The organism is Rhodococcus sp. FW305-130 (assembly GCF_058788335.1).
Map to the genome: position 1 here is coordinate 678855 of NZ_JBYTAP010000002.1, position 24434 is coordinate 703288.

A 24434-nucleotide genomic window follows, 5' to 3' on the forward strand; every position below is an offset into this window, starting at 1 on the left:
CGCTTCTCTCATACTGGACGACTACTCGAATGACGTTGCGTGACGCCCCGGGGGTCGGTCGTACGTTTTCCAAAAGTTGATTGGGGAGAAGATATGCCGGTTCGTGGGTTCTTTTCGCGACATCGAATACTGGCGGGTGCGGTAGCGCCCGCAGCGCTCGGCGTGGCCGCGTTGGTGGCGGTCGCAGTTGCCGTGGATTCTCCGCAATCGCAGACGATCGAGACCGAGTTGACCGCGTCTGTCACCGAGTGCCACGACACGGTCGGGATCGGTGTTGCCGGTCGCGGAGACACGCCGGTCGAGGGCACAACGAAGATGCTCGTCGGTGCGGATGGAACGACACTCCTCCCGGCGGCGCTCACAGACGACTACAGCAGTTACTGGGTCGACCCGGTACTCAAGGCGCCCGCCGGTTCGGTCAAGGACGGCTCGTACGCCTCCGTCTACATCGCGTATCCCGCAAACATGGACAGTTACGAAGAGGCCGTGACGACGGGCGCCGACAACACCCGCGCTGTGATGAAGGCAATCAGCGCGGCCTGCCCGAACACGAAGTTCTCGATTGTCGGATACAGCGAAGGCGCTGACGTAGTGCGCCGCGTCGCGATGGACATCGGCTCGGAGTCGAGCACCTCCGGCATCAATCCGGACAACGTCGTCGGTGTGGTCATCTTCGCCGACGCTGGTCGACTCGCGGGCGAGGGGCCGTTCCCCGGCGCCGAGAACCCGTACGCGAACCCGAACGGTTTCAACCAGCAATATCAGAACGGAAAGAACACCGCTTCCGGATCCGGGGCACTTCCAGGCACCAGCGGAGATTTCGGGGCCCTGAACGGCAAGATTGCGTCGTTCTGCTCTGACGGCGACCTCACCTGCGCAGCTCCCGAGAACATTTCACTCCTGATTCTGGCGGCAAACGTCGGTCGGCAGCTCAACGTCGACCAGTTGCAAGCGCAGAATCTGACGCCCGCCACCGGCATGGACATCGCGGTCGTGATGGGACGCGTGATGTTCGACGCCTTCAACGACATCTCGAGCAATCCCACCTGGATGCAGAGCGACGAAACCTTCCTCGATGTCTTGCTGAAGGTCTCCGACCCGGCGTACAGGCCGAGCGAGGCCACCACGACGCCGGTCGCAAAGGACTCGGTTTCCACTGAGGAAGTGTCGCCGTTGGCGTACCTGCCGCAGAAGCTGTTCAAGGAAATCGTCGGCCTCATCGCCACGAACCAGAACACCATTCCCGTAGTCATGAACGATCCGTACGGCCTGACCTTGGGCCCGGATGTCGGTCACCACTTCGACTACTGGCGCGATTCGGATGCTGCAAACGGCAAGCCCCTGACATCAGCGGAGTACGCAGCGGCGTGGCTGACCTATCTGGCCAAGCAGGCGCAGGACGGCAAGCCGGTCGATTCGTCGGCGAAGCCGACCGCCGAAGAGATGGCGGATGCCATCGACGCCTTGGCTGCTTCGCCTTCGGTTACCGACTCGGCCAAGCCCACCACAACCACGGGCGAAGCGGTACAACCCGCACCCGCAGGTTCGGAATCTGCAGCACCGGCACCCGCGGCTCCGACGACGACATCCGTTGCGCCGGCCGCGACGCCGAGTGTGACTTCAACCGTGGCGCCGTCGACTTCAGTCGAGTCGAGTGAACCGCCCGCCGCGACCACGACAACGACAACATCAACAACAACAACGACACAGGCTGCGGCCGGCTAGCCGAGACGTTTCCGTTCGTCAAAAACGCTGTCACGGGCTGCGATCCGCAAGTAGTTGCGGATCGCAGCCTGTTTTGTATGTACGGGTTACGTACAGCGGCGGTTGGTGCTTATGGTGGAAGGGAGTTTCCGGATCACGAATCGTGGGTTTCACCGTGCACGAGCTGTCTATTGCGCAGAGTGTGGTCGAAGCCGTGTGCGAGCGTGCCGGCGAGCGACGAGTATCGAGTGTGCGGCTGGAAGTAGGGCAACTCTGCGCAGTGGTTCCACACTCTCTGCTGTTCTGCTTCGACGTTGTCACGGCGGGTACTCACGCCGAGGGTGCCAGCTTGCACATCGATCAGATTGCAACCAGCGCGCGATGCAATAGCTGTGGCGTGACTTTCTCGCCGCCCGACATGTTCTTGTTGTGTGGGTGCGGCAGTGCTGATGTCGAGGTGCTTGCCGGCCGCGAGTTGCGGATCCTGTCGATGGAAGTGAGCTGAGCATGTGCGCGACGTGTGGGTGCGGGGACGCCACGGGACCTCGGGTGTCGGTCGTCGCCGGCGGAGAACACGAGCAGGACGACAGCCATGGGCACGGTCACCACCACGACCACGACCACGACCATGACCATGGGCACGGTCACTCCGACCACACTGTAATTCTCGAGCAGCAGGTGCTTGCCAAGAACGACCGCATTGCGGTTCACAATCGTGAGTGGATGCGGGGCCGCGGAATCACGGCGCTCAACATCATGAGTTCGCCCGGCGCGGGTAAGACCACATTGCTGGCGCGAACGATCCGGGAACTAGGACGACAACGACCGATTGCCGTGATCGAAGGTGACCAGGAAACCCGGCTCGACGCCGAGCGGATTCGTGAGGCCGGCGCGTCAGTGGTCCAGGTCAACACGGGGGCGGGCTGTCACCTCGATGCCGAGATGATCGATCGCGCGCTGCGCGCCTTGGACCCCGCGGACGAGTCGCTGCTTCTGATCGAAAACGTAGGAAACCTGGTGTGCCCCGCGCTCTTCGACCTGGGCGAGGAAGGCAAGGTTGTCCTAATTTCGACGCCGGAGGGGGTCGACAAGCCGAAAAAATACCCGCACATCTTTGCCGTCGCGGACCTCGTGGTGATCAACAAGATCGACTTGCTCCCGTACGTCGAGTTCGACGTCGATGCCTGTGTCGCGCAAGCGAAAATCCTCAATCCTGCTGTGCGCGTTGTTGTTTTATCGGCCACGACAGGTGAGGGCATGGACGAGTGGTACGAGTGGATCGGTAGTCGTTCGGCGATTTCTCCGGTGGCCGTTGACAACTGATCTGCTCGGGTAGTTAATGAAATGAGTGGGTGCCACGCAAGTGGGCCGAGGTTCGACTCCGGTGGCGTCAGCGTTTCGGTGCCGCAGCAATTTGAGGCCATAGCGTGTCAGGCAGTAGCGGCGCCGAGAATCAGGCGCAAGTGCACCCGTGAAAGCGGCTGACATGGACACACAAAAATCGACTGCTGGCACCACGGCGGAACCTGCCTCCGAAAGCGCAGCTACCCCGGAAAGTGCAGCGGCCAAAGCGGAAGAAACTCTGATCCACGTGCTGTGGATCAATGCCGGTCTCAGTTGCGACGGTGATTCGGTGGCGCTCACCGCGGCCACGCAACCCAGTATCGAGGAGATCGCGCTCGGTGCGTTGCCCGGCCTGCCTCAGGTGGCGGTTCATTGGCCGCTCATCGACTTCGAATGTGGACCGCAGGGTGGCGCTGACGATTTCCTGGAATGGTTCTGGAAAGCCGACCGGGGAGAATTGGAACCCTTTGTTCTTGTTGTCGAAGGATCTATACCGAACGAGAAACTTCACGACGAAGGGTACTGGTGTGGTTTCGGGAACAATCGCGAAACCGGCCAACCGGTCACCACGAGCGAATGGCTCGACAAGCTGGCACCGAAAGCCACTGCGGTAGTTGCGGTCGGCACGTGCGCAACCTACGGCGGCATACATGCGATGGCCGGCAATCCGACCGGTGCGATGGGCGTGCCGGACTATCTCGGGTGGACCTGGAAATCGAAGGCGGGCATCCCGATCGTGTGCGTTCCCGGGTGTCCCATTCAGCCGGACAACCTCTCCGAGACCCTGACCTATCTTCTGTACATGGCCACTGATCAGGCGCCGATGATTCCCTTGGACGAATCCCTCCGCCCGCAGTGGCTTTTCGGTGCCACCGTTCACGAGGGCTGTGACCGTGGCGGGTACTACGAGCAGGGCGAGTTCGCGACGGAGTACGGGTCGCCGAAGTGCATCGTCAAGCTGGGGTGTTGGGGACCGGTCGTGAAATGCAATGTCCCCAAACGCGGTTGGATAAACGGAGTCGGCGGGTGCCCTAATGTCGGCGGGATCTGCATCGGCTGCACGATGCCGGGATTCCCGGACAAATTCATGCCGTTCATGGATGAACCACCTGGCGGCAAACTCTCCACCAATGCGGTGGGAATGTACGGGTCCGTGATCCACAGTCTGCGCCGGATCACCGGTCACACGTTGGACAAGGAACCGCACTGGCGCGAGCGCGGGTCGAAGTTGCTCACCGGTGCGACGCGTACGTGGTGACCGACCGGATACCTTCAAATCAGTTCGTGAGCAACGTCTCTGGGAGGCACTGCAATGACGGCCATCGTTCCCGAACCCACCTCGACTGCGGACCGCGACGGTCTTGTCGAGATGGCGTGGGACCCCATCACCCGAATCGTCGGCAGTCTGGGTATCTACACCAAGATCGACTTCGCCAATCGCGAAGTGGTGGAGTGCCACAGCACGTCGTCGATCTTTCGTGGGTATTCCCTGTTCATGAAGGGGAAGGACCCGCGCGACGCGCATTTCATCACCAGTCGTATCTGCGGCATCTGCGGTGACAATCACGCCACATGCTCGTGCTACGCACAAAACATGGCGTACGGCGTCAAGCCGCCGCATCTAGGCGAGTGGATCGTCAATCTCGGCGAGGCCGCCGAGTACATGTTCGACCACAACATTTTTCAAGAGAATCTGGTCGCAGTCGACTACTGCGAGAAGATGGTCTCCGAGACGAATCCCGGTGTGCTGGCGCAGGCAGAGAACACGCGCTGCCCGCACGAGGAGCAGCACGGGTATCGCACGATCGCGGACATCATGCGGACTCTCAATCCGTTCACGGGTGAGTTCTATCGCGAAGCGTTGCAAGTCTCGCGTTCGACTCGCGAAATGTTCTGCTTGATGGAGGGTAGGCACGTCCACCCGTCGACGCTCTATCCCGGCGGCGTCGGCACCGTCGCGACGATCGAACTGATGACGGACTACATGTCGCGGCTGATGCGGTACGTCGAATTCATGAAGAAGGTCGTGCCGATGCACGACGACCTGTTCGACTTCTTCTACGAGGCGCTGCCCGGTTACGAAAAGGTTGGCCTGCGGCGGACCCTGCTGGGTTGTTGGGGATCGTTCCAAGACCCCGAGTACTGCAATTTCTCGTACAAGGACATGACCGACTGGGGCCGGAAGATGTTTGTCACTCCCGGTGTGGTTGTCGACGGAAAGTTGGTCACCACGGATCTGGTGGACATCAACCTCGGTATCCGAATCATGCTGGGGTCCTCGTATTACGAGGACTGGAGTGATCAGGAGATGTTCGTCAAGACCGATCCGCTGGGTAACCCGGTCGATCGCCGGCACCCGTGGAATCAACACACCAACCCTCACCCGCAGAAGCGGAACCTCGAGGACAAGTACAGCTGGGTCATGTCACCGCGATGGTTCGACGGAAAAGACAACCTCGCTCTGGATACCGGCGGGGGAGCATTGGCTCGTCTGTGGAGCACCGCTCTTGCCGGCCTGGTCGACATCGGATACCTGGAGTCGACCGGACACAGTGTGAAGATCAATCTTCCGAAAACAGCACTGAAGGGTCCTGTCTCGCTCGAGTGGAAGATTCCAGAGCATGGCAGCAATACTCTCGAAAGGAACCGTGCGCGAACGTATTTCCAGGCATACGCAGCAGCGGCTGCCCTTCACTTCGCAGAGAAGGCGCTTGTCGAGATCCGGGCAGGCCGTACCAAGACGTGGGAGTCGTTCGAGGTTCCGGACGAGGGAATCGGTTGCGGATTCACCGAAGCCGTCCGCGGAGTTCTCTCACATCACATGGTGATTCGTGACGGCAAGATCGCGAACTATCACCCGTACCCACCGACCCCGTGGAATGCGAGCCCGCGCGACAGCTACGGAACCCCCGGTCCGTATGAGGATGCCGTGCAGGGTCAGCCGATCTTCGAGGAGAACGATCGAGACCACTTCAAGGGCATCGACATCATGCGGACCGTGCGTAGTTTCGATCCCTGTCTGCCGTGTGGTGTTCACATGTATCTCGGCGGCGGTAAGACCCTGGAGAAGTTGCACTCACCGACGCAGTCCGTGACCGGGGAGTGATCGATGGAGCATTCGGCCGACTACTGGCGCGGAGCAGGGGAGCGCATCGAGACGTTGTTGCAGGCCAATGCCGGTGCAGGCCCGGTGGCCAGGGATCGCGCCGAGCAACTGGTGCGCGAGGTCGTGCAGTTGTACGGCGCCGCACTCGAACGCACCGTCGCGCTGGCGGATCCGGCCATGATGGATGCGATGGTTCGCGACGATCTGGTGTCGAGCCTCCTACTGGTGCACGGACTTCACCCGCACGACGTCGAGACCCGCGTACGCACTGCGCTCGACAGCGTGCGTCCGTACCTCGGCTCGCACGGCGGGGACGTCGAACTGATCGAGGTGGCGGACGGCGTGGTGCGGCTACGGCTTCTCGGAAGCTGTAACAGTTGCCCTTCGTCGTCGGTGACCCTCGAAACCGCGGTCCAGGACGCGGTGCAGGCGGCGGCACCCGAGACCACCGGAATCGACGTCGAAACACCGGATTCGCACGAGCTGAAGTCGGGTGTGATCTCGGTCGAGTCCCTGTTCTCGCACGTACACGCCGAAGGGGGAGGCGCGCACTGGGTGGAGGTCCCCGAATTTGCCGAAGTCGACGCGGGTGAGGTCGCGGGTTTCCGGGTATCGGATACCGATCTGTTGGTCTGCCGCTCCGGTGACGATCTGTACGCGTATCGCGACCATTGCCCCGTATGTGACCATTCGATGGCGGGGGCTGTGCTCGAACGCATGATGGGCCTTCCTGTCCGAGACGCCGCTGTCCTTACCTGTCCGACGTGCTCTGCCCACTTCAGCGTGTACGGAGCGGGTGCGCGGGTCGGCACCGGCTCCGAGCACCTGGCGCCTCTGCCGGTGCTTATTCGCGACGGTGTGCTCTCGGTCGCGCTCGCCGACGATTCCGTGTTGCCGGTGACCTAGCCGTGGACGAAGCCTGGTCATGAAAACCACTGTGGGAGAGGTACTCACGCGAATCGCCTCGACGCGCGCCGTTCCGACCGGGCCGCTGTGTGAGATGTGCGCGGCGGGCATAGGTGACGAACACCAACACGTCGTGGACGTACAGGTCCGGAGCCTGATGTGCGTGTGCCGTCCCTGCTATCTGCTCTTTGCGCCGGTCGACGCGGATCTCCGATACAAAGCGGTTCCCGATCGGTATCTCGAATTTCCGGGCTTCGAACTCGCCCCTGGCCGGTGGGAGTCCCTGGAAATTCCTGTCGGCCTGGCATTCTTCTTTCGGAACTCACTCCTCGACAAGTACATAGTCTTCTATCCGGGACCTGCCGGAGCTACCGAATCCGAGCTGCCCATCGACTCGTTCGAGACTGTGCTCGCGGAGAATCCGGGGCTCTCGCAGATGCGGGCCGACGTCGAGGCGTTGATTGTCTCGGTGCCCACGTCAGGACAATCGCCGAGATGCTTCGTTGTTCCCATCGACGCCTGCTACGAGCTGGTGGGCAGGCTGCGCACCGTGTGGCGCGGATTCGACGGTGGCCAGGATGCCGCACGCGCGGTGGACGAGTTCTTCGGGCGCGTCGAGGCGCGAAGCAGGTCGGCATGACCGTCCTCGACTTCTCGGTCGACAACGTGGAGGTGGAACCGTATGCGGTTACACCAAATCTGACGGTGAGATTGAGGATGTCGGAGACTACCGGCGCGACCGTCCGAGCAGTCGCTCTACGCGCACAGGTTCGAATCGAACCGCACCGCCGGCCGTACTCCGACGAGGAAGGCGACGCCCTGCGCGATTTGTTCGGTCCGCGGGAGCGTTGGTCGAGTACGCTGCGAACCTTCTTGTGGATGGAGTGTTCCACGGTCGTTCAGGGATTCACGGGAACAACGGTCGCGGCCTTACCCATGGCGTGTACGTACGACTTCTCGGTGACGGCGTCGAAGTACATGCACGCACTCCGTGACGGAACGATTCCGATCGTGGTTCTACTGAGCGGAACCGTATTCACCGACGGGCAGCGCGGTTTCTCGGTACAGCAGATCCCGTGGGACAGATCTGCTGCCTACGAATTGCCGGTCGACGTGTGGAAACAGCTGATGGCCACGCATTATCCGGCCTCTGGGTGGGTACGCCTCGACCATGAGACGATTGCCGATCTCGTGCGATTCAAGGCAGCGCACGGCCTCACGGACCTCGATTCAGCCGTGCGGCAGTTGCTGACGGCGAGCGAGGTGCCCCGATGACCCGAACTGAGATGGATCACGACGTTCGGGCCGTGGCCGACGCTGTCCTGTACGAGGGATATCTTCTCTATCCTTACCGGGCCGGCTCGGCGAAGAATCAATCCCGTTGGCAGTTCGGGGTTCTCGGACCGCCCGGCGCCGCCGGTGACGGAGTCGGCGAGGAACCGTCGATGTCCGCCCAATGTCTGCTCGGCGAACTCGAGCGGAGCGGCGCCGAAGTAACGGCGACGGTGAGATTTTTGCACCACCAGTCGCGGACGGTTGAACGACTCGGCGCCGGCGGCGCGTGGATTCCGGTGGATCGGTTGGCCGTCGACGGGCACGAGGCGATCTCGTGGGACGAAGCCACCGAATCCGAGATCGTCTTGGGTCCGTGGGGTCTGGACGAACTCGAGGCCGGAGTCGAAGAATCCTTCTGTGCGGCGGGAGTTGTCGACGGCGAGACTCTGGCGGATTCTCGGGGCCGGGTAGTCGGACGGGTCGTTCGGACACGGCTTCCGGTGACTGGCTGCTTGGAATTGAACGCCTCCGCAGGGGACAGACGCAGGGTGATCTCCGTGAGCATCATGAACGACACGAGCGTCGACATGAGGGACAAGGGCACGGCCACGGCGCAGTCGATGCTCGGCACTCACGTCATTTTGACCTGCGCAGGCTCGAGGTTCGTGTCGTTGTTCGACGAACCAGATCACTCGGAGCCGCTGCGGCAAAATCGCTGTTATCCCGTGCTTGCGGGGACCGAGGATCCGACTCACCCCGGTACATCGCCCACCGTTCTGGTATCACCGATCATCCTGTACGACTTTCCCGAGATTGCGCCGCAGAGCGAAGGATCCCTGTTCGACTCGACGGAGATCGACGAAATTCTCACGCTGAGAATTCTGGCCATGACCGAAGAGGAAAAGGCGCGGGCGCGGGCTACCGACTCGAAAGCTGCCGACATCATCGATCGATGTGAGAGCTTGACGGCCGACGATCTAGCCGGCCTGCACGGCGTGCTGCGAGATTCGATTGCCGGTTCTGATCTGATACCCGAGGTGCCTGACGGCGTGGACTGGTGGACGCCGGAAGCCGACACCAGCGTTCAACCACGCACCGACGCAGTTTTGATCAACGGCGTCCGCGTCTGCGGTGGAAGTACGGTTCGGCTTCACCCCTCACATCGCGCTGATGCTCAGGACCTGTTCTTCGACGGCCGGATCGCCCACGTCGCCACCATTCATGAAGACGTGGACGGCGACATTCATGTTGGGGTGACGCTCTTGGACGACCCGGCCGCCGATCTGCATAACTGGTACGGCCGCTACCTGTACTTCGCGCCGGACGAGATAGAGCCGGTGCCGCGAGACGGCGCGAGTTGACGTACTTCACGCTGTCGGACTTCACAGCTGTCGGACTTCACTGCTATCGAGAGGAGAACCCGCCATGAGGAGCATGGGATTGCTGTCGACGGCACTTCTCGGCGCCACCGCGATCGCAGCCGCGATCGTTCTGGTGGTGTCGATGCCGGACATCCAGCGCTATCTGCGAATGCGAAAGATGTAAAGCACTGTGCGCGTGCTGATTGCAGGCGTCGGAAACATATTTCTCGAAGACGACGGATTCGGCCCCGAAGTTGTTCGAGCGTTGCAGCATGAGAATCTCCCGACGGGGGTTCGCCTGGTCGACTACGGGATTCGTGGTGTGCATCTCGCATACGACTTGTTGGAGTCGTGGGACGCGCTGGTGCTGATCGACGCATTACCGGTGACCGGAGTTCCGGGGAAGCTTGCGATCATCGAAGTGGATCCCGAAAGTGAAGGCTCGCAAGGAGGTTTCGACGCACACTCGATGCATCCGAGTTCGGTGTTTGCCAGCCTGCAGGCCCTCGGCGGAGCACTCCCGCGGACGTTCGTGGTGGGGGCACACGCGAAATCGATTGGCGACGGAATCGGATTGAGCACAGAGATGCGTGATTCGGTAGGGCAAGCCGCCTCTGCGGTGATGGCACTCGTCCGGTCGATCGACGTGGATTGTGATGCCACCACTTTGGGGCCGGAGGTGTGAGTCATGTGTCTGGGGATTCCGGGACGGGTACGCGAACTACTGGACGGATACGGCGGTCAACTCGCCCTCGTCGACGTGGAAGGTGCACCGCGCAAGGTCAACATCGGGATGCTCGACGAAGGCACCGTCACGGCAGGTGACTGGGTGGTGATCCACATGGGCTTTGCAGTCGAGAAGGTCGACGAACAGGGAGCACAGCGCGCCCGGGCCGGCCTCGAACTGATGGGCCGTGGTCAAGACGGTGAGATCGACGAGTCCGGTACTCGTACCGGCGAGGTCGGGACATGATGGTCGCCAGCCGTGTCATCGTTCGTGGCGTAGTCCAGGGTGTGGGATTCCGGCCGTTCGTTCACGCGACTGCGACCGAACTGGGACTGTCGGGTTCGGTGGGAAATTCTGCTCTCGGGGTCGTGATCGACATCGAAGGCGACGGAGAGGCAATCGATGCGTTTGTCGCTCGGGTGCGAAACCGCCCCCCACCGCTGGCACGAGTGGAGTCGATAGAGCGCGAGGACTCGCCGCCGCTAGGTCGTCAGGGGTTTTGCATCATCGAGACGGATGCGGGGGCGGTCGGGCGAACCTTGGCGCCGGCCGATGTCGGGATCTGCGACGACTGCCTGCGGGAGCTGACTGATCCGAGCGATCGGCGATATCGTCATCCCTTCATCACCTGCACCAATTGTGGTCCACGATTCACGATCATCGAGTCGATGCCCTACGACCGGGCCGCTACGACGATGAAGCGGTTCCCGTTGTGCGCGAACTGTGCGGCGGAGTACGTGGATCCCTCCGACCGCCGGTTTCATGCGCAACCGATTGCCTGCCCGGAGTGCGGTCCAACGCTTTCGTTCGTGGAAGGCGACGCGCCCACGGAGACCGGCGAGGGTGCACTGCTACGAGCCCGATCGCTGCTACGAGACGGGAAGATTCTTGCTGTCAAGGGAATTGGAGGATTCCACTTGGCCTGCGATGCGCGTGATGATCGCGTGGTTCACGAATTGCGTGACCGCAAGCATCGACCGAGCAAGCCGTTGGCGGTGATGGTGCGCGATGTGAGAGAAGCCAGAGCGCTGGGTGTGGTCGGGGATGCCGAGGCCGATGCCATGTCCTCGCGCGAGCGTCCCATAGTGCTGGTTGCCAAAGCGTCTGGATACACGCCGTCTCCCTCGATTGCCCCAGGCATTCCGGACATCGGAATCATGCTGGCCTACAATCCGATTCAGCATCTTCTTCTCGGGTTGGCGGGAGACGCTGCGGGCCCCGCGGCGTTGGTGATGACGTCGGCGAACATCGGTGGCGAGCCAATTCTGTACTCCGACGACGATCTCGAACGGGTGGGTGACCTGGCCGACGGGGTGTTGACCCACAACCGTCCGATCTTGATGCCGTGTGACGACTCGGTGATGCGAATAGTCGGCAGTGGACGACAGTTGCTTCGTCGCTCGCGCGGATATGCACCGCTGCCCGTTGCGGCGCCGTTCGATCTACCGCCCACCTTGGCGGTCGGGGCCGATCTGAAGAACACCTTCTGTCTTGCCGAGGGTGCGTATGTCTGGCCGAGTCAGCACATCGGAGACATGGGCGACCTCGCTGTCCTCGACAGTTTTGCTGCCTCGGAGAGTCACTTCGAGTCGATCACCGGAGTAGTGCCGCACCAGATTGCCTGTGACGAGCATCCTCGGTATCGCTCGTCCTCGTGGGCTCGCAGTCGTAGTGGCGACCGACCGGTGCGCGTCGTCGGGCATCACCACGCACATGTGGCTTCCGTGATGGGGGAGAACGGCCGGGACGGGAGCGAACCGGTTCTCGGAATAGCGTTCGACGGCACCGGTTACGGGGCGGACGGCGCAGTGTGGGGAGGGGAATTGCTGCTGGCGACGTACAAGGGTTATCGCCGTCTCGCGCATCTGGGATACGTACCGCTGCCAGGGGGCGATGCCGGAGTGGAACGACCGTACCGAATGGCGCTCGCCCACCTCTGGCATGCCGGGTTGGACTGGGAAACCGACCTCGCGCCGGTGGCAGCCTGTCCGCCGCGAGAGCAGTCGGTCCTACTTCACCAGTTGGCAACCGGTTTCGGGTGTGTGGACACCTCCAGCATGGGGCGGTTGTTCGACGCAGTCTCCTCGCTGACCGGGGTTCGTCAGAGCGTCGACTACGAAGCGCAGGCCGCCATCGAACTGGAGGGTATTTCGAGGGGAGTCGACTGCGCCCCGTCGCGGTACACCTTCGACTGGGTGCAGTCGGACGACGATTCCTGGACAGCTGATCCGCGGTCGGTCATTCGGGCCGTTGTCCGTGATCTCCGAGCGAAGGTGCCCGCCGACGTGATCGGCGCGCGCTTCCACGAATCCGTCGCGCACCTCGTACTCGAGTGGGCAATCCGTGGCCGGGAACTGGCGGGAGTGGACGAGGTAGTTCTCACCGGAGGTGTGTTTCAGAACCCTCTCCTGCTCGTCCGGGCGTGTGCCCTGCTCGGAGAAGCCGGATTCACGCCGTTGACAGGACTGCAGTTACCACCGAACGACGGTGGTCTCGCCTACGGCCAAGTGCTGGTCGGGAGTTCGTCATGAGGTCAGGAGTTGTGCCATGTGCCTAGCCGTACCAGGACGTATCGAGTCCTTGGAGGAACGCGACGGAACGACGATGTCGGTGGTGAACTTCGGAGGCGTCCGAAAAGAAGTGTGCCTCGAATACATTCCGGGCGCCCGAGTCGGCGAGTACGTCGTGGTGCACGTCGGATTCGCCATCCAACGACTCGACGAGGAATCCGCGCGCAGCACGCTGGCGGAATTCGAACACCTCGGCGTACTCGAAGAGGAATTCGGTGACGGGTTCGCCAGGGCTGCCCGGGCCGCCGGGATCGAACCGAAGGAGACGGAATCATGAAGTATCTGGACGAGTTCTCCGATCCGGAACTGGCCGGCAAACTGCTGGATCAGATCCGCGCGCTGGCCACGCGCCGATGGGCGATCATGGAAGTGTGTGGTGGTCAGACACATTCGATCATCAGGCACGGCATCGATCAACTACTCCCAGAGCAGATCGAGATGATTCACGGACCTGGTTGCCCGGTCTGCGTCACGCCGCTCGAGATCATCGACAAAGCTCTCGAAATCGCGGCAAAGCCCGATGTCATTTTCTGTTCATTCGGGGACATGTTGCGAGTTCCGGGGAGTTCGTCGGATCTGTTCCGGATCAAGAGCGCCGGCGGCGACGTTCGCGTGGTGTACTCACCGTTGGATGCACTGACTATTGCCAAGGAGAATCCGGACCGGCAAGTGGTGTTCTTCGGGATCGGATTCGAGACCACAGCGCCGGCCAACGCCATGACCGTCTATCAGGCCAATCGCCTGGGTATCAAGAACTTCTCGCTGCTCGTCTCGCACGTTCTGGTCCCGCCGGCAATGGCCGCGATAATGGACTCGCCAGAGTGCCGCGTGCAGGCATTTCTGGCGGCCGGGCATGTGTGCAGTGTGATGGGAACGTCGGAGTACCCGGCCCTCGCCGAGAAGTACAAGGTCCCGATAGTCGTCACCGGATTCGAGCCGCTGGATCTCCTGGAAGGCATCAGAAAGACTGTGCTGCAGTTGGAATCGGGTCGACACGAGGTCGAAAATGCCTACGCCCGTGCTGTCACGGCGGAGGGCAACACCGCAGCGAAAGCGATGCTCGAGGATGTGTTCGCGGTGTCGGACCGGACGTGGCGCGGCATCGGATCGATCCCGGACAGTGGTTGGCAGCTGGCGCCGAAGTATGCGTATTTTGATGCGGAAGAACGTTTTTCGGTGACCGATATCCACACCGACGAGTCGAGTGTCTGCCGGTCCGGTGAAGTATTGCAAGGCTTGATCAAGCCACACGAGTGCAGTGCCTTCGGGAAGGAATGTACTCCGCGGAATCCACTCGGTGCCACGATGGTGTCGTCCGAGGGGGCGTGCGCTGCGTACTACCTGTACCGACGCCTGGAACTGCAGGAGGCGGGTCATGCCGGCTGAGGAGACTGCGGTCGTGGACCTGTCGGCATGGGTGTGCCCACTGCCGCTGCGTGATTCGCCGAACATCGTCATGGGACACGGCGGTGGGGGAGCGATGTCCGCCGAGCTCATCGAGCATCTGTTCCTGCCCTCGTTCGGAAGCGCTGCCGATGCCGAGCTCGGCGACTCGGCTGTATTCGACATCGGCGGGGTGCGGTTCGCCTTCTCAACGGACTCGTACGTCGTGAAACCCATGGTGTTTCCCGGCGGAACGATCGGCGATCTTGCGGTCAACGGAACGGTGAACGACCTGGCGATGGCGGGAGCACAACCCTTGGTGATGTCGACGGCATTCATCCTCGAAGAAGGGACCGCGTTGACCGACATCGCGGCGATCGCGAAGGCGCTCGGGCGGGCTGCGCACGTTGCCGGCGTTCGACTGGTGACGGGTGACACCAAAGTTGTCGATGCCGGTCACGGCGACGGAGTCTTCATCAACACCGCGGGAATCGGGATTGTCGCCGACGGGGTGGACATCAACCCCACTCGCGCACAAGTGGGTGACGTCGTGATCGTCAGCGGCGACATCGGTGTTCACGGGGTGGCCGTGATGAGTTGTCGCGAAGGTCTCGAATTCGGGACCGAGGTGCGCAGTGATTGCGCGTCGCTCAACGGCGTGGTCGCCGACATGATTGCCACCGGCGTCGACATCCATGTCTTGCGCGACCCTACCCGGGGCGGAGTTGCCGCCACCCTCAACGAGATCGCTCAAGCGTCGAACATCGGTGTTGCGCTGGTGGAACGAGATCTGCCGATTCCCGCTGACGTGCGCGACGCCTGTGGGCTACTCGGTTTGGATCCTTTGTACGTCGCCAACGAGGGTAAGTTGATCGCCTTCGTTCCGCGAGAAGACTCCGACCGAATTCTGGAAGCGATGCGCGGTAATCCGCTGAGTGCGGGAGCTGCCGTGATCGGGGAGTGCGTGGCCGAACATCGCGGAATGGTGGTGGCGCGTACGGGATTGGGAGGCAATCGGGTAGTGGATTTGCCGGCAGGTGAACAACTTCCGCGGATCTGCTGATGACTGCCGTCGGTATGAACGGGCCGGCATTGTTTGCCCGCTACGCGTATCCGCCGAACGAGTTGGGTTACTGCGGACCCGACGATCCTTCAGTGCTGCTTCGTCTGGCCAGCGGCAACTCGGGCAGCGGCGACCGTGATCGCGCTCGTCAATTCGACGGTGCGTGGCCGTACCTCGAGGCATTGGCCGCAAGTGCGGGCATCGACGATCCTCTCGATCCGCGAGTGATCGAAGCCTATTGGGTAGGAGGTGATCTCCTCGACTCGCTTGATTCGGGGGCGTTGTTGCAGCACTTGAGGGCGGCATTCGGTGAACGCGAGAACACCGGGTTTCTCCCTGCCCTCGGGGATCGGGACCGCGCGCTCGCGCACCACAGTTTTCACGTATTTCTGGTGTATCCGTGGGTCAAGCTTCTTCGGAAGCGCGGTGCGGTCCCACTGTCCGTCCTCCAGAACTGCCGGATCAGATGGGGAGTGGTCGAGGACGTGAGTGAGGAGCACGCGTTGGTGGTTTCGTCCCCGCTCGAGTTCGACGGTGAGCAACTCGTACGCGGCACGCCGGTGACGCAGCGAGTGCGATGGAGCGTTGACGGCCGCTCACTCGCACCGACGCCCGTCCAGGGCGCCTTGGTGACGATGCACTGGGATTGGCTGTGTGACAACATCACGTCAGAGCAATCACGGGCATTGGATGCCGCGGAAGACTCGGCATTGCGGATCGCGACCCGGATGCTGTCGACGTGACAGGCCCTGTCAGAGCAGGGACCACTGTCTGGAGGATACGCAGGTGTCAGGGCACGAAAAAGGTTCCGAGGCCCGGTGTTCCGATCGCCTGGGGATCGACGTATGCGACGACCTGACCCGAGCCCGGACGAATGGTGACGGGTTGTGCATCCAGTGTCGGAAATGATGCGGATCCGTACGCTCCGGTTCCGAGACTGAGCCAGTGGACGACCGCGGAGTGGGGGTTTCCGTCTCCGGGTGCGCGTCGCACGTGCAGCACGGCGACGCCAGGTTCTTCGCCGACGATCGCTGCAAGGTGGGGAGTGGGCAAGTCGACGAGCGGGACGTAAGGGTCGACCTGGAACGGAACCGTGCTCGGCGCCGCTGCCGCGGTACCCGGCATCATCACGCCGGAGATCGCAAGGGCCGCAAAGACCGCGGCACCGGTACGTGCAAAAGCGTTGAGTGCAGTCATACGATTCGACGCTAGTCGCTTGTCCGGCGATTCGGTGCCGTTTCGCGTTTCAATCGGTGGCGGGGTGACGTCGACGCCACCGCCCAGTGGTACGCGAAGGTACTCGGAATGACGATCGAGATATTCGGCCCCACGGCACGCACTGCACTGAAGTTCGGAGATCAGAAGATCAATCCGAGGCCTCTCGGATCGGCGGAGCAAGACCCGGCCTGGACCACCGGCGTCGTCGAGACGGCAGGTTCCGAGGATTTGTGCTTCATCACTCTTGCGTCACCCGGAACTGTCCGTGAGCACCTGGAGAACTGTGGGGTCGAGGTGCTCGACGGGCCCGTGACCAAACTGGGTGCCCTCGGCGAGATGGTCTCGCACTATTGTCGCGAACCCGACGGAAGCCTCATCGAGATCGCCGTCTACCCGTGAACCAACCACTCCGAGGAGAAATTACTCCAGATTCAATGTCGTTCAGTGCTGCCTCCGCCGGCTGTCGACATCTTTCCCGGCCGTGCACTTGGAATCCTCGTTCGTCACCGGACTTGCGGGTCCCGCTTCTCTGATCGTTCGTCCGCGGTCCGCGTCCGTCGGACTGTTCTCTTCCAGATCGCTGATCGAACTGGTTTCGAGAAGGTGTCGGACCGGCGTCCGATGGCTTTCGAGGGGGATCTAGCTACTTCCATCGTCTATCGAGTGAGCGAGGGTGGAGACGGTGCGCTTTCGGTGGGTTGTTGCCGGTTGCACTGTGTCGGGCCAGTCAGCAGTTTCTTCCAGCGCCCAGTCGGCCCATTCTGCGATGTGGTTGAAGTGGCCGATCATGAACCGGTTGGCCAGTGCCATCAGATGATTCTGCTGGGGGAGTGTGCCGGCTTCGGGGGCCGAAATCCGTTGTGCGTGTGAGACGAACAGACTTCGGGACCGAGTTGCCTGTTCGCGCATGGTGGTCAGGTTGGTCCGCAGGTCGGCGATCGTGCCTTGGTTGGCGAAGATCACGCGGATCATGCCTTCGAACTGCAAGGCGGGGGGTGTGGCCTGGGTGGCGAGCCAGTCACTCAGCGCTGTGCGACCTTCGTCGGTGATGGAGTAGACCGTGCGCGAGCGCTGAGTGCCTTTCGTTACCGTGCTCGCCGTGACCAGACCGCGTTCAAGCAGAATTTTGGGGGCGTTGTATCGCTGTCGGTCTGCGCTGGGCCACAACTCGGCGACCCCGCGTCCGACCTGTTCGGCGATCTCGTATGCCGACCAGTCCTTGACCGTCAGCAGTCCCAGGATCATGTACGAGGTAGGTGTGAGATCACGCTGAGCCACATGGCTCCCTTCGTTCCGCGGTTACATCCGAGCCTACAAGTGCTACTTCCCTTCACCGTTTGCATCCTCGGTGTCGGCGATGTCGTCGGATGTGTCCTGAGCGGGCTTGCCGTAGATGAAGGGGACGAGCGCTGCAGCGACGGCAGAGGCCGGGGCGAAACCATCGGCCGTGGGTGCCAGATTTCCCCACACCACCAAGGTCACGTCGTTGACCGGGTCGTACCCCATGAACGAGTTGTAGCCGGGCAGTTCGCCGATGTGGCCGTACATCGGACCCATTTGAGCGATACCGTATCCGTATCCTGCGGATCCTTCGCCATCTGTGGGTTGCACACTGTTCAAACGCAACTCTTGTGTGGCGGGACTCAGGAGCGAACCGGTTCCCAGAGCTTTGACCCATGTCGCCATGTCGTTTGCAGTCGAAATTCCCTGACCTGCAGACCATGTCCACGAGGGATTGTGCCTAGTGGTGTTGGTCGGTTTTTCGGTGCCTGCGGCGATCGCGTCGAGGCGAGATTGTGGGAGGGCCTCTTTGCCTTCGCCGAGCGTTTCGACGTTGCCACTGTAGGTGTAGCCGTCTGCAAACGGAGTCGGGATGCTGGTGTCGGTGTTCGCAGGAAACGACGTCCCTGCCAGTGCGAGTGGCCCGAAGAATCGGTCCGCGAAGATCTGCTGAATCGGCTTGCCGTCCAACTGCTCGGCGATCAAGCCGAGGAGAACGGTATTGGTGTTGGAGTAGTGATAACCGGTGTCGGGCGCGAAATACGGCGGCTGGCTCAGCCCCATTGCCAGCAGTTCCTCGGGTGTCCACACTCGCTCCGGTTGCTCGTCGAGCGCCCGGTTGAGTTCGAGGGTTTCGGTGTAGTTGTACAGGCCGCTACGCATGTCGAGCAGGTCGCCGATGGTGATGTTGTCGCCGTTGGGGACATCGGGGCGGAACTTGCTGACCGGATCGGTTACCGCAACCTTGCCTTCGTCGACCAACTGCAGGATGGCCGTACCGGTCCAGGTCTTGGTGTTCGAGCCCACGCGAACCTTGGTGTCCAGAGTGGGAGGCTCGTTCACGCCTTCCTTGACCGAACCCCATGTGTTGACGTACTTCTGCGTCGGCGTCGTGACCATGACCACCATTGCGATCTCACGGAACTCTTCTGCCTTCTCGGAGACGACGGAATCCATTGCGGCGCTGTCGAAAGACAAGACGGCGCTGTCCGCAGACCCGGCGGAGGTCGGCGGGGACGATGAGGGGGACTCGGGATCGGTTGCGGACGAACAGGCTGAGAGCAGCAATGCCGTAGCGATGCAGGCCACAGCCACTTTGCGGGTCTTGACGTTGTGAAAGGACGTCGACTTCCCAAAAGGGTTCATAGAGGGACTTTAAGCGATACTGCACTCTGCATGCTGCACTTTGCAGTAAATTACGACAAATCAGTCATGCATCCTCAGGAGCGTCCATGCCGCACACCACATCAGTTCGCGCCGTCGCTGCGTTGATCAGCGTCGGAGTAGTCCTCACCGCATGTTCGGCGAAGCCGTCGAATTCCGATTCCGCATCGGCTCCGGCGCAACAGGTTCCCGAGGAGGCAGCCCGCATCATGGCCACCTATCCGTACGCCATGGCTCGGTGGTCCTATCTCTTGGTCGACCCCGCCACCGACGAGGTGATTTACAGCAACAATGCTGATAGCTCTATGTTTTTGGCTTCCCAGACCAAACATTTCACCGTCGGCACCGCCTACGACACCCTTGGTGTAGACCACACTGTCACCACCCCCGTTTATGCCACTTCTCTCCCTGTCGAGGGCACCCTTACCGGTGATCTGGTGCTGGTCGGCTCCGGTGACCTCGCGCTCGGTGGGCGCAACGCCGCACAAGGCCGATTCGATTTCGCCACCGACGGCATCGACCACGTCTACGCCGATGCCCTGCCAGGAGCCGTTCTCGCGCCCGGTGATCCGCTGGCAGGCCTGAACGATCTCGCACGACAAGTAGCCGACGCCGGCATCACTCGGGTAAACGGCGACGTTCTGGTGGACCCTCGTCTGTGGGACACATACTCGACAGTCGAAGGCCTGGTCCCGTCGATTTTCGTCAACGACAACCTCGTCGATATCCAGGCGAGTCCGGGTGCGGTAGGTGAGCCCGCCGCCATCGACATGCTTCCCGGTAACGGCCTGTTCCGCGTCGATGCTCAGGTCACCACGGGTGAGGAAGGTAGCGACTCGACTCTGAAGGTTGCGGCCGATCCGTCCGATCCCACCCAGATCAACGTAACCGGGTCGGTACCGGCTGGAAAGACATCACTGACTGTCTATCGCATTACCGACGCGCCGACGTGGGCGCGTCAGCTGTTCGTAGAAGCGCTGCGACGCAATGGCATCGAGGTTGCATCGGTATCTCGTACGAACAGCACGGCTGCCCTGCCTGTCGATCGGACATATTCAGGAAGTCGACAAGTTGCGAGCCTGCAATCGGCACCAATTTCGGAGTCGGGAGGGATGATTCTCGCGACAAGCTACAACACGGGCGCGAACACTTTCTTGTGTCTGTTGGCAGTAGCGACAGGATCGTCGTCGTGCAGCGACGGTCTGCCCAGCGTGCGGGCACTCGCCGAGAAGGCAGGTATTGCAGCATCCGACCTGGTGGTCATGGACGGTCAGGGCGGAGACCCGTCACAATCGACGCCCGCAGCCGTCCTCCAGTGGCTCGACTGGGTGGACCAGCAGCCATGGGCCGATACGTTCTGGGCAGGTCAACCCGTACTCGGTGAGCGAGGCTCGTTGTCGGGCGTGGGAACCGACAGTCCGGCAAAGGGGAAGGTCATCGGTAAGACGGGAACATCCGCCGACGTCGAATCTGACACCGGCAGGTTGATAGTCACTCTTCAAGCGTTGTCGGGTTACATGATCACCCCCGACGATCGCCGACTTCTGTTTGTCGTCGCCGTCAGCGATGCAGTGTTTCCCGACCTGCCTAGGGGCGTGTTCCAAGTCGGGGGAGACGTCGGTGGTGTTGCCGCTGCATTCCAACAAGCACAGACGAATTGACGGGGCGAGACGGAGGTCCGGCGTTCGGGCGCTCATCCCTTTCGAATGAGGCACGAACGATGTAGGCGCACAGAGTGTCAGCATTGGCGCGCAGCGGTATCGACTGCGTCCCGATGAGAAACGAGTTTTGACATGGGTTCCGTTATCGGAGATCTCCTCCCCATAGCTGTCGGTGTCGCCGTGTCTCCGGTAGCCGTCATCGCCACGATCTTGATGTTGCTCTCCAAGCGCGCGGGTAGCACCAGCATCGGGTTCGCGTTGGGTTGGCTGCTCGGAATCTTCATTGCCACAGTTCTTTTCGTCACCCTGTCCAGTGCCCTCAGCACCTCGGACAATGGACCGTCCGCCACGGTATCGTGGATCAAACTCGCTCTCGGTGTCCTCCTGTTGGCCTTCGGGGTCAAGCAGTGGCGGGGGCGCAGCGGCGAACACGAAACACCGAAGTGGATGCAAGCCGTCGACGAGATGACCGCGGTCAAGGGGCTGGGCCTAGGATTCGCGCTCGCCGCGATCAACCCGAAGAATCTGCTGATGTGCATTGCGGCGGGAGTGTCGATCGGCTCGGCGTCGCTGGCGACCAGTGGAGTGATCGCCTCTGTCCTTGTCTTCACGATCATCGCCAGTTCAACGGTCGCGATCCCGGTCATCGGATACCTGGTGGCTGCCGATCGTCTGCGCGAGCCGTTGGCCAAGCTCAAGGTCTGGCTCCAAGACAACAACACCACGGTGATGAGCGTGTTGATCTTGGTCGTCGGAGTTGTTCTGATCGGCAAAGGAATCGGCGGAATCTTCTGATAAACCCTCTTTCAGGTGGTGTGAACGCGGACCGCCGAGGTGGGTGTCCTATCAGGCCAAGTTCACCGCGTAGTCGCCATCGGCGTGGCCGATCAGTTGCCAGCCGCCTTCTATCGGGGACAGTCGGACGTCAGCGAGATTCGCAATCTCGAGCTGTGGCCGGTCGGTGCCGGGGTACCAGGCTTCGACCTGTCCGGTACCGGTCCCGGTAAACCCGTTGCGCGACAACTCCGTCAGTGTGCCGGGCGCGGCTCGGGGATAAGCACGCGAGAGAGGCCCGGCAAATCCCTCTACGAGCCCGAGTGATTCGCCGGAAGGGCAGTCGATGCGATTCAAATTTCCTTGCGGCTGGTGGGTGTTGCCGTCCCGAACCGGGTGGGGGTCACCGCACGCTTGTGTCCACGACCACCACGCGCCGCCTATCCGGTAGTTGTCGGTGGCGTCGACGAAGCGGTCGACGTCTGCTCCCTGCTCGCCGGCATCCCCGAACCAACCCCATTCACCCGTCCACAACGGGGCGTCGTACCAGGCGGCAGCGCGGTCGGCGATCTTGAACCCGTCTTCGATTCCGGGGAATTCGCTACTGACTGTTATCGATTCGCTGTAGAGATGCGGCGAGAAGACCACCAGAGGATCGGTCAGGTACTGGCGTGGGGGCAGCGCGTCGAAGCCGAATGCCGACCAGATCGCGCTGGGCTCGAAGAACACGAGGTGCGGAAATCCGCCTGATTCGGCCTGTCTGATGGCGTCGGTGGCCCGCTTGTAGAACTGCCCGATCTGATCAGCGGCGGTGAATGGATCGCGCAGGCCGGGATTCGGTTCGTTCAAAAGGTCGTATCCTGCCACCGCTGGTTCGTCTTTGAACTCGGCGGCCAACCGCGCCCACGTAGCCACGAGGCGACTCTGGATTCCTTGCTCGTCGTCGTAAAACGCCTGGAAGGCATGGGCGATCGCCGGTGCGGCTTCCCGGAGTCCACCGATGTTGCAGGTCGTCCATCCGCCGGTCAGGGTTGCCCACTCCGGTGCGCCGTCCCAGCCGACTCCCGGCTCCATGAAAGACGGGCACGACTGGTCACTCGGGGTGCCGACGTACGGGCCCCATGCGTCCTGATGCATGTCGAGAACGGTGTAGATGCCGTGGTCTTTCGCGTTCTGGACTGCGCCTCGAATCCGGTCGACATACGCAGTGTCGAATGCACCGCGGGTCGGTTCGAGGAGGGACCACGCGACGTTGAGTCGGACAACGTTGAAGCCCAGCGCGGCCATCTGTGCGAAGTCCGTTCTTCCCAGCGGCGTAACGGTGGGTAGACCGGTGCCGTTGGTTGCGTAGTCATTGAGACCGTTGGCGTTCACGCCGCGGAGCAACACCGTTCGTCCGTCGACGTCCTTGATCGTTCGATCTGCGACGGTCAGTTGGGGGAGAGTCCAGCCCGGATCCGGAGGTGAAGCGTTTGCCGCCGGGGCTGCAATCTGGATAGCCAGGATTGCAAGGGTGGCAAGCAACAGCGCACGCATCCGTCGACCTTTCTAGACAAACGTCCAATTCGGAGATGAGGGTAGCGTGAGAACGCCTTATTGCGGCGCGATTCGCACATACCCGTCACGTCTTCACTGCCTGGAATGCCCCGGCTCGAGGCTGCTGTACGGGGTGCGAGAATTGTCGACAAGTCGCGACCCGAGGGAGCATTTGTGAAGCTTGCACTGACTGATCTGGTCGAACAACTACCCGGCGACGATGTGACGATCACGCGAGCGTTCTATGCGTCGCGGCTTGCCGGTGTCGGTCCGAGTTCGCTGCAGGAACTGCTTGTGGCGCGAGCATCCAGGGTGGTTGAGCCCACGGCGACCCGGGCTGTTGAACACACACTCGACATCGAGGGTCGATCCGTTTCAGTGCGCGTAGTCACGCCGAAAGACGGCGTTGTCAACGGGGTCTATCTGTATCTTCCGGGTGGTGGTTTCTACATGAGTTCAGCGGCCAGCGCTGACGCCCGAAGTACGAGACTTGCCGACGCGGTCGGGGTGGTAGTGGTTACCGTCGATTACCGGCTTGCACCGGAATTCCCTTGGCCGGCAGCGCCGGACGATTGCGAGGCAGTCGCTTTGTGGCTACTTGATGTCGCTGCCGAACGGTTCGGGACAACCAGGCTCGCCATCGGTGGCATGTCGGCGGGAGCAACCTTGGTGACGACGACATTGCTGCGCCTTCGTGATCGAGGTCTGGCCCACTCGTTTTCCGGTGCCGTGTTGGAAGCGGGCACGTACGACGTCAGTGCTCAGACTCCCGCGGGCCGCACCATCAGCGACGAATACTTCATCGAAGCCTATGTCGGGCATGTCGATGATCGCACTCTCCCGGATATTTCTCCGACATTCGGCGACCTCAGCGGCCTGCCGCCTACCCTCGTGGTGGTCGGGTCAGAAGACGTGGTTCTGGCTGAGAACCTCTCCATGGTGGCGCGGCTGTCGGCGGCCGGTAACGACGTCGACTTGCGTCTCTATCCTGTTGTCCCGCATGGATTTACAAACCATCCAACGCCTGTTGCCCGGCGCGCTGCGCTCGATATGGGTGCTTGGCTTCGGAATCGACTCGACTCCAACCCCGCGTGACAAGCACGGGCGCGGTTCAGTGTGCCGAGGAAAAGCGGACTGTGTTC

The 24434-nt window shown here is 61.8% G+C and carries 24 protein-coding genes and 1 pseudogene; 21 read left to right on the forward strand and 4 right to left on the reverse strand.

Annotated features, from left to right (window positions below; genetic code table 11):
• Positions 1 to 93: 93 nt before the first annotated feature.
• From AC3WQS_RS09350 to AC3WQS_RS09430, 17 genes are all read left to right on the forward strand, one after another.
• The gene (locus AC3WQS_RS09350; RefSeq protein WP_492712481.1) at positions 94 to 1725 is read left to right on the forward strand and encodes a cutinase family protein; all 1632 of its coding nucleotides are present in this window, start codon (positions 94 to 96) and stop codon (positions 1723 to 1725) included.
• A 154-nt stretch (positions 1726 to 1879) separates the two neighbouring features.
• Positions 1880 to 2209: a hydrogenase maturation nickel metallochaperone HypA/HybF gene (locus AC3WQS_RS09355; protein ID WP_020907448.1), complete on the forward strand. Its 330-nt coding sequence runs from the start codon at positions 1880 to 1882 to the stop codon at positions 2207 to 2209.
• A 2-nt stretch (positions 2210 to 2211) separates the two neighbouring features.
• Complete coding sequence (gene hypB, locus AC3WQS_RS09360; RefSeq protein ID WP_069146016.1) at positions 2212 to 3027, forward strand: hydrogenase nickel incorporation protein HypB; 816 nt, start codon at positions 2212 to 2214, stop codon at positions 3025 to 3027.
• A gap of 163 nt (positions 3028 to 3190) precedes the next feature.
• On the forward strand, positions 3191 to 4306 hold the full coding sequence (locus tag AC3WQS_RS09365; RefSeq protein ID WP_020969412.1) for an NADH-quinone oxidoreductase subunit B family protein: 1116 nt from the start codon (positions 3191 to 3193) through the stop codon (positions 4304 to 4306).
• A 54-nt stretch (positions 4307 to 4360) separates the two neighbouring features.
• Positions 4361 to 6154 carry a nickel-dependent hydrogenase large subunit gene (locus AC3WQS_RS09370; protein ID WP_020907450.1) on the forward strand — a complete coding sequence of 598 codons (1794 nt, stop codon included), beginning with the start codon at positions 4361 to 4363 and terminating at the stop codon, positions 6152 to 6154.
• A 3-nt stretch (positions 6155 to 6157) separates the two neighbouring features.
• Positions 6158 to 7060: a NifU family protein gene (locus AC3WQS_RS09375; protein WP_046378429.1), complete on the forward strand. Its 903-nt coding sequence runs from the start codon at positions 6158 to 6160 to the stop codon at positions 7058 to 7060.
• Between the two features lie 19 nt (positions 7061 to 7079).
• Complete coding sequence (locus AC3WQS_RS09380) at positions 7080 to 7700, forward strand: DUF5947 family protein (RefSeq protein ID WP_020907452.1); 621 nt, start codon at positions 7080 to 7082, stop codon at positions 7698 to 7700.
• The gene (locus tag AC3WQS_RS09385; protein ID WP_021333535.1) at positions 7697 to 8335 is read left to right on the forward strand and encodes a DUF6084 family protein; all 639 of its coding nucleotides are present in this window, start codon (positions 7697 to 7699) and stop codon (positions 8333 to 8335) included. The genes AC3WQS_RS09380 and AC3WQS_RS09385 overlap by 4 nt, the downstream gene beginning before the upstream one ends.
• Entirely contained in the window at positions 8332 to 9696 is a 1365-nt protein-coding gene (locus tag AC3WQS_RS09390) for a hypothetical protein (RefSeq protein ID WP_492712480.1), read from the forward strand. Before AC3WQS_RS09385 ends, AC3WQS_RS09390 begins: the two co-directional genes overlap by 4 nt.
• 64 nt (positions 9697 to 9760) lie before the next feature.
• Positions 9761 to 9880: a DUF6893 family small protein gene (locus AC3WQS_RS09395; RefSeq protein ID WP_003942178.1), complete on the forward strand. Its 120-nt coding sequence runs from the start codon at positions 9761 to 9763 to the stop codon at positions 9878 to 9880.
• 6 nt (positions 9881 to 9886) lie between these two features.
• Positions 9887 to 10381, forward strand: coding sequence for a hydrogenase maturation protease (locus AC3WQS_RS09400; protein ID WP_069146018.1), 495 nt, complete (start codon positions 9887 to 9889; stop codon positions 10379 to 10381).
• A 3-nt stretch (positions 10382 to 10384) separates the two neighbouring features.
• Positions 10385 to 10669 carry a HypC/HybG/HupF family hydrogenase formation chaperone gene (locus tag AC3WQS_RS09405; protein ID WP_019748086.1) on the forward strand — a complete coding sequence of 95 codons (285 nt, stop codon included), beginning with the start codon at positions 10385 to 10387 and terminating at the stop codon, positions 10667 to 10669.
• Positions 10666 to 12954 carry a carbamoyltransferase HypF gene (gene hypF / locus AC3WQS_RS09410; protein WP_080910488.1) on the forward strand — a complete coding sequence of 763 codons (2289 nt, stop codon included), beginning with the start codon at positions 10666 to 10668 and terminating at the stop codon, positions 12952 to 12954. Before AC3WQS_RS09405 ends, hypF begins: the two co-directional genes overlap by 4 nt.
• A 16-nt stretch (positions 12955 to 12970) precedes the next feature.
• A complete protein-coding gene (locus AC3WQS_RS09415; protein WP_020907459.1) occupies positions 12971 to 13270 on the forward strand; it encodes a HypC/HybG/HupF family hydrogenase formation chaperone in 300 nt (99 codons plus the stop codon).
• Complete coding sequence (gene hypD, locus AC3WQS_RS09420) at positions 13267 to 14379, forward strand: hydrogenase formation protein HypD (protein WP_020969419.1); 1113 nt, start codon at positions 13267 to 13269, stop codon at positions 14377 to 14379. The genes AC3WQS_RS09415 and hypD overlap by 4 nt, the downstream gene beginning before the upstream one ends.
• Positions 14369 to 15439, forward strand: coding sequence for a hydrogenase expression/formation protein HypE (hypE, locus tag AC3WQS_RS09425; RefSeq protein WP_046378433.1), 1071 nt, complete (start codon positions 14369 to 14371; stop codon positions 15437 to 15439). The genes hypD and hypE overlap by 11 nt, the downstream gene beginning before the upstream one ends.
• A complete protein-coding gene (locus AC3WQS_RS09430; protein ID WP_020969421.1) occupies positions 15439 to 16182 on the forward strand; it encodes a DUF6390 family protein in 744 nt (247 codons plus the stop codon). The genes hypE and AC3WQS_RS09430 overlap by 1 nt, the downstream gene beginning before the upstream one ends.
• A 46-nt stretch (positions 16183 to 16228) precedes the next feature.
• Here AC3WQS_RS09430 and AC3WQS_RS09435 read toward each other — a convergent pair whose 3' ends face one another.
• Positions 16229 to 16636, reverse strand: a complete 408-nt coding sequence (locus AC3WQS_RS09435) for a hypothetical protein (protein ID WP_029255198.1) — start codon at positions 16634 to 16636, stop codon at positions 16229 to 16231.
• A gap of 60 nt (positions 16637 to 16696) precedes the next feature.
• Between AC3WQS_RS09435 and AC3WQS_RS09440 the strand changes: the two are divergent.
• Positions 16697 to 17056 (forward strand): annotated as a pseudogene (locus AC3WQS_RS09440) (VOC family protein); the annotation flags it as partial.
• Positions 17057 to 17296: 240 nt separating this feature from the next.
• Here AC3WQS_RS09440 and AC3WQS_RS09445 read toward each other — a convergent pair.
• Positions 17297 to 17935 carry a PadR family transcriptional regulator gene (locus tag AC3WQS_RS09445; protein ID WP_020969422.1) on the reverse strand — a complete coding sequence of 213 codons (639 nt, stop codon included), beginning with the start codon at positions 17933 to 17935 and terminating at the stop codon, positions 17297 to 17299.
• Positions 17936 to 17977: 42 nt separating this feature from the next.
• Entirely contained in the window at positions 17978 to 19303 is a 1326-nt protein-coding gene (locus AC3WQS_RS09450; protein ID WP_046378435.1) for a serine hydrolase domain-containing protein, read from the reverse strand.
• A gap of 86 nt (positions 19304 to 19389) precedes the next feature.
• Between AC3WQS_RS09450 and AC3WQS_RS09455 the strand changes: the two genes are divergently transcribed.
• Together AC3WQS_RS09455 and AC3WQS_RS09460 are read left to right on the forward strand one after the other, a co-directional pair.
• Positions 19390 to 20982: a D-alanyl-D-alanine carboxypeptidase/D-alanyl-D-alanine-endopeptidase gene (locus tag AC3WQS_RS09455; RefSeq protein WP_492712479.1), complete on the forward strand. Its 1593-nt coding sequence runs from the start codon at positions 19390 to 19392 to the stop codon at positions 20980 to 20982.
• A gap of 132 nt (positions 20983 to 21114) precedes the next feature.
• Positions 21115 to 21777 (forward strand): GAP family protein, encoded by a 663-nt coding sequence (locus AC3WQS_RS09460; RefSeq protein ID WP_046378437.1) that lies wholly within the window; start codon positions 21115 to 21117, stop codon positions 21775 to 21777.
• A gap of 51 nt (positions 21778 to 21828) precedes the next feature.
• On the opposite strand, the gene AC3WQS_RS09465 is transcribed toward AC3WQS_RS09460, so the two are convergent.
• A complete protein-coding gene (locus AC3WQS_RS09465; RefSeq protein WP_416315242.1) occupies positions 21829 to 23292 on the reverse strand; it encodes a glycoside hydrolase family 5 protein in 1464 nt (487 codons plus the stop codon).
• Between the two features lie 174 nt (positions 23293 to 23466).
• On the opposite strand from AC3WQS_RS09465, the gene AC3WQS_RS09470 reads away from it, so the two are divergent.
• A complete protein-coding gene (locus AC3WQS_RS09470; RefSeq protein ID WP_046379889.1) occupies positions 23467 to 24387 on the forward strand; it encodes an alpha/beta hydrolase in 921 nt (306 codons plus the stop codon).
• The last annotated feature ends 47 nt before the right edge of the window (positions 24388 to 24434 follow it).